This window comes from Streptomyces sp. NPDC001450 (genome assembly GCF_053597295.1).
Genome location: NZ_JBSFHY010000029.1, coordinates 44,287 through 56,569, shown reverse-complemented (window position 1 = coordinate 56,569; position 12,283 = coordinate 44,287). Strand labels below are relative to the sequence as shown.

Below are 12,283 nucleotides of genomic sequence, written 5' to 3'. Positions count from 1 at the left end.
CGCAACGAAGCGAGTTCTCATGCAAACCCCCACATATGCCCCCACAGAACTGGCGGCGGGGCTACGGCTCCCCACGAACGGGCTGGACTACACGATCCTGGTGATCTACTTCGTCGTCGTCCTCGGCATCGGCTTCGCGGCCCGCCGCTCGGTGAAGACCAGCCTCGACTTCTTCCTCTCCGGACGCTCGCTGCCCGCCTGGATCACCGGCCTCGCCTTCATCTCGGCGAACCTGGCGGCCACGGAGATCCTGGGCATGGCCGCGAACAGCGCCCAGTACGGCGCCTACACCGTGCACTGGTACTGGATCGGCGCCATCCCGGCCATGGTCTTCCTGGGCCTCGTGATGATGCCCTTCTACTACGGCAGCAAGGTCCGCTCGGTCCCCGAGTTCCTGCTGCTGCGCTTCGACCGGGGCGCCCACCTGCTCAGTTCGATCTTGTTCGCCTTCGCCGCCATCCTGATCGCCGGCGTCAACCTCTACGCCCTCGCGATCGTCGTCGAGGCCCTGCTCGGCTGGCCGCAGTGGGTGGCCATCGTGGTCGCCGGTGCCTTCGTGCTCGCGTACATCACGCTGGGCGGCCTGTCCTCCGCGATCTACAACGAGGTGCTGCAGTTCTTCGTGATCCTCGCCGCCCTCATCCCGATCACCGTCCTCGGCCTGAAGAAGGTCGGCGGCTGGAGCGGCCTGACCGACAGGCTCACCGTCGCCCACGGCCGCGACTTCACCACCGCGTGGGGCGGCACCGGCATCGGCAGCACCAACCCGCTCGGCGCCAACTGGCTGACCATCGTCCTCGGCCTCGGCTTCGTGCTCTCCTTCGGCTACTGGACCACGAACTTCGCCGAGGTGCAGCGCGCCCTGTCCGCGAAGAACCTCTCCGCCGGCCAGCGCACCCCGCTGATCGCCGCCTACCCGAAGATCTTCATCGTCTTCCTGGTGATGATCCCAGGGCTGGTCGCCGCCGCGATCGTCCCGCGGTTCGGCTCCCCCGCCTCCGGCTACCAGTACAACGACGCCATCCCCTTCCTGATGCAGGAGCTGCTGCCCAACGGCGTGCTCGGCATCGCGGTCACCGGCCTGCTCGCCGCGTTCATGGCCGGCATGGCCGCCAACGTGTCCTCGTTCAACACGGTGTTCACCAACGACATCTGGGAGAAGTACGTGGTACCCGGCCGCCAGGACGCGTACTACGTCCGCTTCGGCCGCCTGATCACCGTGGTCGGCGTCTGTGCCTCCGTCGGCACGGCGTTCCTGGCGTCCTCGTTCTCGAACATCATGGCCTACCTGCAGACGCTGTTCTCCTTCTTCAACGTGCCGATGTTCGTCGTCTTCATCGTCGGCATGTTCTGGAAGCGCGCGTCCGCCAAGTCGGGTTTCTGGGGCCTGCTCGCCGGCACCGTGACCGCGATGGTCAACTACTTCGTCTTCTACAAGCGTGGCATCGTCTCGATCCCCACCGACCAGGGCGCCAACTTCGTCTCCGCGATCGCGGGCTTCGTCGCCGGCGCGGTCGTCATGTTCGCCGTGTCCCTGTTCACGCGGCCGAAGGCGGCCGAGGAGCTGCAGGGTCTCGTCTACGGCACCCGCTCTCCCGGCGTGGCCGAACCGCCCGCCCCCGGCGACGACGCCTGGTACCGCAAGCCCGCCCTGCTGGGCTGGGGCGCGATCGTCCTGGCCGCCGCCTGCTACATCCCGTTCTCGTTCTGACACGGGAGGACCGAGGAAACCATGACCGAGCAGCCCGGAAGCCCCGACCACCCCGGTCGGCACCACCACTACACCGAATCGGACATCGCGGAGGAGGTCACCGACCTGGAGGCCAAGTCGGCGACCGCCGCCCGCATCTTCGACCTGCGCCGCATCATCGGCGGCCTGTTCGTCGTGTACGGCGTCATCGTCACGATCGTCGGCATCACCGACTCCCAGGCCGCCATCGACAAGGCCCAGGGCATCAACATCAACCTGTGGACCGGCATCGGCATGCTGCTCCTCGGCATCTTCTTCCTGGCCTGGCTGAAGCTTCGGCCTGCGGCGCCTCAGCCACTGCCTCCGGAGAGTTCGCCAAAGGAGTAACCGTCGGTCAGGGGACGGTTCCGCCGTAGGGCTGCGGGCCGTTCCCGGCTGCCCGTGCGTCGTGGCTGGTCGCTCCCCCAAGTTCTCGGCTTCGCTCGAACAGGGGGCACCCCCACCGCGGCGGAGCCGCATATCAATACAGCCCCGCGCCCCTGGGGAGTTGCGGCCCCGTCGGCCGCGTACGACCGGCCCCGCCCGGCTACAGCTCCGGCCCCCCTGGATCCGTCAGAGCGCCGGCCCTGTCCAGCAAACCCGTGCGGGCTGCCAAGGCCGCCGCCTCCAGCCGCGAACCCACGCCCAGCTTCATCAGTACCCGCTGGACGTGTGTGCGGGCGGTGCTCGGGGCGATGCCCATGCCCGCCGCGATCAGCCGGGTGTCCTCGCCGTCGGCCACCCGCACCAGCACCTCCACCTCCCGCGGCGTCAGCATCTGCAGCAGCCGCTGCCCCTCGTCATCGGGCTGGGCCGCCGGATTGAGCAGCTCGCCGAAGGCGCCCTGCAGCAGCTGCGGCGCCACCGCCGCCTCCCCCGCCCGGGCCTTCATGATGGCCCGCTCGACCCCCTCGATCCGCTCGTCGTGCCGTACGTACCCCGACGCGCCCGCCGCGAAGGCCGCCGCGATGCCCCGCGGCGACGGCACCGGGCCCAGCACCAGCACCGCCACCTGCGGACGGTCCCGCTTGATCTTCACCACCGGGTCGAAGGCCCCCGGCTCGGCCGGCGCCGCCGTCCCCAGCAGGCACACCTCGGGCGCCCGCGCGATCACCAGATCCGCCGCACCCGCGGCCGGCGCCGCCGCCGCCAGCACCCGGTGCCCGCGCAGCTTCAACGCCGACGCCAACGCCTCCGCGAGCAGGCGATGGTCGTCGACGACCATGAGCCGCACTCCCATTAGAGCAACCCCCCAGTCCCCCCCATGGATGCCCCACTATGGACGCCCACCGGTACACCACGACAGAGGGCCCCCCGGTGCCCCCGCCTTCATGCCCCCCGGAAGCTACACGCTTGTTCGACGTCGCGCTGCCCCTATGAAGGAGAAGTGCCCCGGATCGACGAAATCCGGGGCACTCCCTGGTAATACCTGGCATTCACCCCGGGCGCTCTGAAGCGCCCGGGGGCGTGCGATCAGCTGCCCGCGCCGAACGCGAGCAGCAGATACTCCTTGCCGTACGACACCTTGTGCGCGTACACGGCCGACATGAACAGCCGGCCCTGCCCGTAAAGGATCTCTGCGGAGTCCGGGAGCATCGTGGACTCCGCCTGCCGCGCGTCCTGCGTGGCCGGGTTCTCCAGCAGCTTGGTCGCCTTGAAGGAGCCTCCGTCGAGGCTGACGACCTGGCCGCCCTTGTCGTACGGCGGCTGCTTGTAGGCGAGCAGGTTGCCGCCGTCCATGCGCAGCGGGGAGATCGTGTAGCCGTCGCCGGCCTCGGCGCGCTGGCCGGTCTGCTTGCCGGTGGCCAGGTCGAAGGCGACGATCTCGTTGGTCTTGCTGTTCTGGCCGGTGCCGTCGTGCTCCTCGGTCGGCACGTACAGCTTCCCGGCGCCCGCGACGACCTCCCGGCAGTCCTCGACGCGGTTGATGTCGTCGCAGCGGCCGGCGTAGGTGTCACCGGGCGCGGAGATGCGGGTGAGCAGCCTGCCGGTCTTGTTGTCGATGGAGAAGTAGTCCGAGATGCCGCTGCCGTCGCCCGCGCTGTTGCCGACGTCGGCGGCCACCACCAGCGGGTCGGTCGAGACGACGCTGGCGTACTCGATGCCCGTGGCCATCTTGTAGTCGGAGACCACCTTCCCGGAGGTCGGGTCGATGGTCTGGATGTGCAGCTGACGGCTTCCGTAGCTGCCGCACTTGCGCACCGCGACCAGCTTGGCGCCGCCGCCGTACCCGGCGTCGTAGCAGGAGTCCGTCGGCTTCGGCTGCCACAGCGCCTTGCCGGAGTCGATGTCGAACGCGGCGCCGCCGTTGGTGCTGCCGACCGCGACGGTGTGCTGGGAGACCGTCACGTTCTCCAGGTTGACCAGGGAGTCGCCGGCCTTGACCGTCTTCGTCCACAGCTTGGTGCCCTTGGCGAGGTCGATGGCCGCCACCTGGGTGCATCCCGCGAAGGAGTTCTTCGCGGGCATCTTCGGCTGGAAGACGATCGCGGTCTTGTCGTCCGCGGTGACGTGCTTGCTGGCGGTGCACACCGGGCCGGGCAGCTTGAGCGTCCACAGCTTGGTGCCCTGGGCGAGGTCGTAGCCGGCGATCTCCGCGATCCCGCTCTTGGCGTACACGGTGTCGGTCAGCCAGGAGCCCGCGGTGACGACGGAGTCGTTCGTCCTGGGCATCGGGACCTTGAAGAGGACCTTGGCGGCGGTGTTCGCCGGCACCTTCTCCTTGCCGCCCGAGGACGTGCCCCCGGAGCCGTCCTTGCCGCCCGAGCCCCCGCTGGAGCTCGCGGTGTCGTCCTTCTTGCCGGCGCCCCCGGAGGACTTGGCGTACCAGACTCCGCCGCCGACGATCAGGCCGATCACGACGAGCGCCGCGACGATGATGACGAGGGCGGTGTTGTTCTTCCCGCCGCCGGACTGCGCGGGCTGCGGCGCCATCGGCACGGTGGGAGCACCCGGGTAGCCGTAACCCTGCGGCTGGGTGTACGGGTTCTGCGGTGCGCCGGGGTAGCCGTAGCCGGACTGGGGCGGCTGCGGGGCCTGGGGTGCCTGCGGAGCCTGCGGGTAGCCGTAGCCGGGCTGCGGGGCCTGGGGCGGCTGAGGCGCCTGGGGATAGCCGTAGCCCGGCTGGGGCTGGGGCGGCTGAGGTGCCGGGGGCTGGGGCGGGCCGAAACCGCCCTGCTGCGGGGGCTGGTTCGGCGGCTGGTTCGGGGGCGGAGGAGGCGGCTGGGTCATGACGGAGGTACCTCGGTGAAGCTGTCGGGGCCGGGCGGCGGAAGGAGGACGGGAGACGGGCCGGGACTCACTTGCCGAAGGCCATCATCAGCTTCTCCTTCGAGTCGTCGTTGCCGGACAACCGGGTGGAGGAGATGAAGAAGCGCCCGGCGGCCCACTCGACGTCACCGTCGAAGAAGGTGTCCTCGATCTCCGCGGTGCCCGCCGGGTTCTGCAGCAGCTTGGCCGGGGTGTGCGAGCCGCCGGAGACCGGGATCGACACGATCTGTCCACCCGCCTCGTACGACGGATGCACGTACGCGATCAGCTTGCCGCCCTCGGTCCGCACCGGGTACATCGACTCGTCCACCGGGGACTTGACGCGCCACTTCTGCTTGCCGTTGGCCAGGCTGACGGCGACGATCTCGTTGGCGCCGCTCGTGGCGTCGGTGGGCAGGTAGAGCGTGTCGGCGTCGACGGCGACGCCCTGGCAGCCCTGCAGGTCGCGTTCGAGGACCGCCCAGCCGCAGTGCGGGGCGAACTTCTCGTTCACCTTGACCTCCGAGCGGAACTTGCCGTCCTTGGTGAAGGTGGAGATGTTCCAGGCCTTCTTGCTCTCGTTGGTCAGGTAGACCACCAGCGGGTCGAGGGAGTACGTCCGCGCGACCTTCCAGCCCTTCTTGACCGGCTGCGTCCACCTCACCTTGCCGCTGGCCGGGTCGAGTTCCTGGATCTCGTCGTGCTCGTTGCTGCCGCCGGCACCGCAGGAGGCCACCTGGACCAGCCGGCCCGTGCCGCCCGCGAACGCGGTCGGGAAGCAGTCCGTGCCGTACTTCTTCTTGTCGTACAGCTTGTGGCCGGTCTCGAGGTCGTACGCCGTGCCCGACTGCGAACGGCCCACCATCAGCGTCTTTCCGCTGATGGTGAGTTCGACGCTGATCGCGCTGTCGAACAGCGCGCCGTCGGCGACCTCGCCGCTCCAGCCCTTCTTGCCGGTGTCCAGGTCGATCTGCTGGATCTGGTTGCACTTGGCGCGGTCGGTGACGCCGCTCATGTACGCCACGACGATCTTGCCGTCGGCGGACTTCTCCGGGGTGACCGCGCAGATCTTCTGCGGGAAGGCGATCGGGTCCCAGGTCGGGTTGCCGTTGCCGACGTTGTAGGCGAAGAGCTGCTTGTACGCCGCCTTCACCGCCGTCTTGCCGGTGATCCACATGCCGGGCGCGTCGGCGCCGGAACCGGGGGCGTCGGGTGCGGTCTTGTACCAGAGCACCTTCGCCTCGCCGGGCTTGCGGCCCGCGTTGAGGTTCTCCGGGTCCGCACCGCCGTCGCCGCTGCCGTCACCGGGGTTGACCGGGGCGCCGGAGGACTGCTTGCCGTCGTCGCTCTTCTGGGCGACCGGCTTCTTGCCGCTGCCGCCATCGCTCGTGACCGCGTAGACGGTGCCGCCGATGACGGCCAGCGCGGCCACCACGGCACCGGTGATCAGCGCCGTCCGCCCCTTGGACGCCGGCTTCCCGCCGTAGGGGGCGCCGGGCACGGTGCCGGGCGCGCCCGGGAACTGGGGCGGCTGCTGCGGATAGCCGTAGCCGGGCTGGGCGGCGTACGGGCCGGGCTGCGGGGGCTGGGCGGCGTACGGGCCGGGCTGCGGGGGCTGGGCGGCGTACGGACCGGGCTGCTGGGGCTGGGCGTACGGGCCCGGTGCGCCGGCTCCGGGTGCGCCGGGGGCTCCGTACGGGCCCGGCTGGGCGTAGGGGCCGGGCTGCTGGGGGTAGCCGTAGCCGGGCTGGGGCTGAGGAGGCTGGGCCGGTGCCTGGGGCGGCTGGGCCGCCGGCGGAGGCGGCGTCTGCGGGGCTCCGAATCCGCCACCGTGCGGCGGCTGGTCCTGCGGCGCTCCGAAGCCGCCCTGCGGCGGCTGGTTGGGCGGCTGAGTCATCAGCGCTCTTCCCCCTCGTTCACTGATTTTTAGCCACGCCCTGAGGTTCGTTCTCGGACCCAAGGTCGTACTCAGACAGTTCTCAGACGGCTCTTTCTATCACCAGGGACAGACAGCACACGGGGCCGTGCCCTCCCCTGTTCCCAAGGGAGGACCGGCCCGTGACGCCGTCGTTATGCGCCTTCACGCCCCCTTCACGCAGCGCACGCGCCCCCTGCGCGAGTTGCGGGAGAGGTCAGGCGTCCTCCGCCAGTTCCAGCCAGCGCAGCTCCAGTTCCTCGCGCTCGGTGGCCAGATCGCGCAACTGCGCGTCCAGTTCGGCGACCTTCGCGAAGTCGGTTGCGTTCTCGGCGATCTGGGCGTGCAGCTTGGACTCCTTCTCGGAGATCTTGTCCAACTGCCGCTCGATCCGCTGGAGTTCCTTCTTGGCGGCGCGCTGGTCGGCGGCGCTCTTCTCCGCTGTGTCCGGCTTGGGCGCCGCGGCGGCAGCCTGCGCGGCGACCGCCTCCTCCATCCGCTGACGCCGCTCCAGGTACTCGTCGATGCCGCGCGGCAGCATCCGCAGGGCGCCGTCACCGAGGAGCGCGAACACCCGGTCCGTGGTGCGCTCCACGAAGAACCGGTCGTGGGAGATGACGATCATCGAGCCGGGCCAGCCGTCGAGGACGTCCTCCAACTGGGTCAGGGTCTCGATGTCGAGGTCGTTGGTGGGCTCGTCGAGGAAGAGGACGTTCGGCTCGTCCATGAGCAGGCGCAGCAGCTGCAGGCGCCGGCGCTCACCACCGGACAGGTCGCCGACCGGCGTCCACTGCTTCTCCTTGTTGAAACCGAACGTCTCGCACAGCTGACCGGCGGTCATCTCGCGCCCCTTGCCGAGGTCGACGCGCTCCCGGACCCGCTGCACCGCCTCCAGGACCCGCAGGGCGGGGTCGAGTTCGGCGACCTCCTGGGAGAGGTAGGCGAGCTTGACGGTCTTCCCGACGGCGACCCGGCCACCCGCCGGCTGCGTCTCCCCCTCGGTCCGCGCCGCCTCCGCCATGGCCCGCAGCAGGGACGTCTTGCCGGCGCCGTTGACACCGACGAGGCCGATGCGGTCGCCGGGGCCGAGCTGCCAGGTGACGTGCTTGAGCAGCACCTTGGGTCCGGCCTGCACGGTGACGTTCTCCAGGTCGAAGACCGTCCTGCCGAGACGGGAGGAGGCGAACTTCATCAGCTCGCTGCTGTCCCGGGGCGGCGGCACGTCCGCGATCAGCTCGTTGGCGGCCTCGACCCGGAAGCGCGGCTTGGAGGTACGCGCGGGCGCCCCGCGGCGCAGCCAGGCCAGCTCCTTGCGGATGAGGTTCTGCCGCTTGGCCTCCTCGGTGGCGGCGATCCGCTCGCGCTCGGCGCGCGCGAAGACGTAGTCGGAGTAGCCGCCCTCGTACTCGTAGACGTCGCCGCGCTGCACGTCCCACATGCGGGTGCAGACCTGGTCGAGGAACCACCGGTCGTGCGTCACGCACACCAGCGCCGAGCGGCGGCTCTGCAGGTGCCGGGCGAGCCAGGCGATGCCCTCGACGTCGAGGTGGTTGGTGGGCTCGTCGAGGACGATCAGGTCCTGTTCCTCGATGAGCAGCTTGGCGAGCGCGATACGGCGCCGCTCGCCACCGGACAGCGGCCCGATGACGGTGTCGAGGCCCTTCGGGAAGCCCGGCAGGTCGAGCCCGCCGAACAGCCCGGTGAGCACGTCCCTGACCTTGGCGTTGCCGGCCCACTCGTGGTCGGCCATGTCGCCGATGACCTCGTGGCGGACGGTGGCGGCGGGGTCGAGGGAGTCGTGCTGGGTGAGCACGCCGATGCGCAGCCCGCCGGAGTGGGTGACGCGTCCGGTGTCGGCCTCCTCCAGCTTGGCGAGCATCCGGATGAGGGTGGTCTTGCCGTCGCCGTTGCGGCCCACCACACCGATCCGGTCGCCCTCGGACACACCGAGCGAGACGCCGTCCAGCAGGGCACGGGTGCCGTACACCTTGCTGACGTTCTCGACATTGACCAGGTTGACGGCCATTTCACTCCTGCCAAGGGGGACGGATCGACCTTCCAGCGTAGTCGGCGGCGGCCGCGCCCCTTCCCGCTGCAGGTCAGCGCCCTCAGGCAGGGAGTACGGTCGCGCCGGGCGCGGGTGCCGTCGCCGTGCGCACCGTGCGGCAGGTGCCGGAGGCCCGCAGCGCCTCGGCGACCTTCGAGGCGGACTCCGCGTCGCCGACGAGGAAGGCCGTCGTGGGGCCCGAGCCGGAGACGAGCGCGGTGAGCGCGCCCGCGCCGCGACCCGCCGCGAGGGTGTCGGCCAGCTCCGGGAAGAGGCAGAGCGCGGCGGGCTGCAGATCGTTGGAGACGGCGGCCGCGAGCGCTTCGGGGTCGCCCTTGGCGAGCGCGTCGAGCAGGTCGGGGGAGGCGGTCGGCTCGGGGATCGTACGGCCCTCGGCGAGACGGTCGAACTCGCGGAAGACGGCCGGGGTGGACAGCCCGCGCTCGGCCATCGCGAACACCCAGTGGAAGGTGCCGCCGACCTCCAGGGCGGTCAGCTGCTCACCGCGCCCGACGCCGAGAGCCGCGCCCCCGACCAGGCTGAACGGCACGTCGCTGCCCAGGTCGGCGCAGATGGCGAGAAGTTCGGCGCGCGAGGCGCCGGCACCCCAGAGCGTGTTGCACGCGACGAGCGCACCCGCACCGTCCGCGCTGCCGCCCGCCATACCGCCCGCGACCGGGATGTCCTTGGCGATGTGGATGTGCACGGCCGGCTCGATGCCCCGGCGCTCGGCGAGCGCGACGGCCGCGCGCGCGGCGAGGTTGGTGCCGTCCAGGGGGACCTGGCTCGCGTCGGGCCCCTCGCAGGTGACGCGGAGCTCGTCCGCGGGCGTGACGGTGACCTCGTCGTACAGACCGACCGCGAGGAACACGTTGGCAAGGTCGTGGAACCCGTCGGGGCGGGCGGCGCCCACCGCGAGCTGGACGTTGACCTTCGCCGGTACCCGTACCGTCACGCTCACTTGCCCGCCTCTTTCTGCTCGGCGATCCGAGCGAACTCCTCCACCGTCAGGGCCTCCCCGCGCGCCTGCGGCGAGATCCCGGCCGCGACCAGGGCGGCCTCGGCGGCCGGGGCGGACCCGGCCCACCCGGCGAGCGCCGCCCGCAGCGTCTTCCTGCGCTGCGCGAACGCCGCGTCGACGACCGCGAAGACCTCCCGCTTCGAGGCCGTCGTCCTGAGCGGCTCGGCCCGCCGGACGAGCGAGACCAGCCCGCTGTCGACGTTCGGCGCGGGCCAGAAGACGTTGCGCCCGATGGCCCCGGCCCGCTTCACGTCGGCGTACCAGTTGGCCTTCACGGACGGGACGCCGTACACCTTGGAGCCGGGCGCGGCGGCCAGCCGGTCGGCGACCTCGGACTGCACCATCACGAGCGTCCGCTCGATGCTCGGGAAGGTTTCGAGCATGTGCAGCAGCACCGGTACGGCCACGTTGTACGGCAGGTTCGCCACCAGGGCCGTCGGCGGCGGGCCGGGCAGTTCGGCGACGTGCATGGCGTCGGAGTGGACCAGCGCGAACCGCTCGGCGCGCTCCGGCATGCGCGCGGCGATGGTCGCGGGCAGCGCGCCGGCCAGCACGTCGTCGATCTCGACGGCGGTGACCCGGTCGGCGACCTCCAGCAGCGCGAGCGTGAGGGAGCCGAGTCCCGGGCCGACCTCGACGACCACGTCGTCGGGACGGACCTCGGCGGTACGGACGATACGGCGGACCGTGTTGGCGTCGATCACGAAGTTCTGGCCGCGCTGCTTGGTGGGACGGACACCGAGCGCTGCCGCGAGCTCACGGATGTCGGCGGGGCCGAGGAGGGCGTCGGGGGTGGGGCTGCTCACGGGACAAGGGTACGGGGGTGTGGACAGCGGGGTTGCCAGGGCACCCGGGCCAGTCCCGCCCCTGGGGGGAGCGACCAGCCCCCACCTGCCCGCGGACGGACAACGGCCGGCAGCTACCTGTGCAGCCGAGCCCCACAATGCGGCCAAGGACTGGCGCCGGCGCGCACGTACAGCTTCTTCGCGCGAAACGTCTGCTCCTCCGCCGTCGCGTCCTGCGGACGCCCGCTGCCGCCGAGGCTGTGCCAGGTGTGTGTGTCGAACTGGTAGAGCCCGCCGTAGTTCCCCGACGGGTCCACCGCGTGCGGACGGCCGCCGGACTCGCACGCGGCCAGCGCGCGCCAGTTCAGGTGGTCGGCGCCCTGCACGGACTTCGGCCGGGGCTTGGTGCCCACCTTCACCACTTGTCTGCGCGGCCCCCGCACCACCTCGGAATTCTCCTTGCGCGGCTTCTCCCGGACACCGTTGACGGTGCGCACGAGGTAGGTGTCCCGCCGCAGCCCCGGCTGTCCGGGCCGCTCGACGACCTCGGTGCCCTTGAAGAGGGAGGCGTCTTCGGTCCGCTCCACCTCGAAGGGGATCTGCTCCTCGCGCACCTCCCTCACGCCGGTCACCCGCAGCACGGTCACCGTCTGCCCGTCGCGCGGGAAGCTGTCGGCCGGGACGGAGGTGGTGTCCTGGCCGTGCAGGGTGATGCCGGCCTCCTCGACGGCGTCGCGGACGGTGGCCGCGTTGGTGCGGATGGTGCGGGTGCGGCCGTCCGCCATGATCGTGACCGCGCGCTCGGTGCGCACGTCGAGCGCGAGCCCGGCCTGTCCGATGCTCCGGGAACGCGAGGCCGACAGGTACGCGCCCTCCGCACGCACCCCCAGCTCCCTGAGCGCCCCGTCCACCGTATGCGCCGTCGTCCACACCTCGCGCCGCTCGCCGTCCAGCGTGAGCCGTACGGGGCGCCCGTAGCGCACCGCGACCTCGTCGCCGCTGGCGAGCGCCGCACCGGTGGCGGGCGCGACCACGTCGTGCGCTCCCACGCGCACGCCCTCCTCGGCCAGCAGCTCGGACACGTCGTCGGCGAAGGTGTGCAGGGTGCGCTGTTCGCCGTCGACACTCAGCTCGATCGCCTTGTCCTGGGCGACGAAGGCGGTGGTGCCGCCGGCGAGGAAGGCGACGACCAGCGCCTGCGGCAGCAGACGGCGCACCGCGGACTCCGGGCGCTCGGCGCAGCGCGCCCTGCGCCGGCGCACCGCCCGCCCGACCGCCTCTTCGGGCGCGCCGGACTCCGGGATCACCGGTCCGGGAACGTCGGGCACGCTCGCCGCCTGCCGCGGCAGCGGCAGCGGCAGCACCGGCTCGGTGACGAAGTACGCCTCGGCCTCGTAGGCGGGCCGGTAGGTGTCCTCGTACATCCCGTAGGGCAGCGTCTCCGCGGTGTACACGGAGGCGTCATGGCCGTACGGGTCGTACGTCTCGTACTGCGACTTGCTCACGCCGACACGCTCCAGAAGGCCAGAGGGGTCCG

At 71.2% G+C, this 12,283-nt stretch carries 9 protein-coding genes; 2 read left to right on the top strand and 7 right to left on the bottom strand.

Features of this window, described 5'->3' with window-relative positions; translation table 11 throughout:
- Positions 1–19 precede the first annotated feature (19 nt).
- The gene (locus ACWC5O_RS28560; protein WP_450590038.1) at positions 20–1,711 is read left to right on the top strand and encodes a sodium:solute symporter family protein; all 1,692 of its coding nucleotides are present in this window, start codon (positions 20–22) and stop codon (positions 1,709–1,711) included.
- A gap of 21 nt (positions 1,712–1,732) precedes the next feature.
- The gene (locus tag ACWC5O_RS28555; protein WP_450590037.1) at positions 1,733–2,077 is read left to right on the top strand and encodes a hypothetical protein; all 345 of its coding nucleotides are present in this window, start codon (positions 1,733–1,735) and stop codon (positions 2,075–2,077) included.
- 199 nt (positions 2,078–2,276) lie between these two features.
- Here ACWC5O_RS28555 and ACWC5O_RS28550 read toward each other — a convergent pair whose 3' ends face one another.
- The 7 genes from ACWC5O_RS28550 to ACWC5O_RS28520 all read right to left on the bottom strand — a co-directional run bounded on the left by ACWC5O_RS28550 (position 2,277) and on the right by ACWC5O_RS28520 (position 12,251).
- Positions 2,277–2,969 (bottom strand): helix-turn-helix transcriptional regulator, encoded by a 693-nt coding sequence (locus ACWC5O_RS28550; RefSeq protein WP_450590036.1) that lies wholly within the window; start codon positions 2,967–2,969, stop codon positions 2,277–2,279.
- A gap of 233 nt (positions 2,970–3,202) precedes the next feature.
- Positions 3,203–4,960, bottom strand: coding sequence for an outer membrane protein assembly factor BamB family protein (locus ACWC5O_RS28545; protein WP_450590035.1), 1,758 nt, complete (start codon positions 4,958–4,960; stop codon positions 3,203–3,205).
- Positions 4,961–5,027: 67 nt separating this feature from the next.
- Positions 5,028–6,875: an outer membrane protein assembly factor BamB family protein gene (locus ACWC5O_RS28540; protein WP_450590034.1), complete on the bottom strand. Its 1,848-nt coding sequence runs from the start codon at positions 6,873–6,875 to the stop codon at positions 5,028–5,030.
- A gap of 235 nt (positions 6,876–7,110) precedes the next feature.
- Entirely contained in the window at positions 7,111–8,919 is a 1,809-nt protein-coding gene (locus tag ACWC5O_RS28535; protein WP_450590033.1) for an ABC-F family ATP-binding cassette domain-containing protein, read from the bottom strand.
- An 82-nt stretch (positions 8,920–9,001) separates the two neighbouring features.
- Complete coding sequence (locus ACWC5O_RS28530) at positions 9,002–9,901, bottom strand: 4-(cytidine 5'-diphospho)-2-C-methyl-D-erythritol kinase (protein WP_450590032.1); 900 nt, start codon at positions 9,899–9,901, stop codon at positions 9,002–9,004.
- Complete coding sequence (gene rsmA / locus ACWC5O_RS28525) at positions 9,898–10,767, bottom strand: 16S rRNA (adenine(1518)-N(6)/adenine(1519)-N(6))-dimethyltransferase RsmA (RefSeq protein ID WP_450590031.1); 870 nt, start codon at positions 10,765–10,767, stop codon at positions 9,898–9,900. Before rsmA ends, ACWC5O_RS28530 begins: the two co-directional genes overlap by 4 nt.
- A 113-nt stretch (positions 10,768–10,880) precedes the next feature.
- Positions 10,881–12,251, bottom strand: coding sequence for a ubiquitin-like domain-containing protein (locus tag ACWC5O_RS28520; RefSeq protein WP_450590030.1), 1,371 nt, complete (start codon positions 12,249–12,251; stop codon positions 10,881–10,883).
- Between the last annotated feature and the right edge of the window lie 32 nt (positions 12,252–12,283).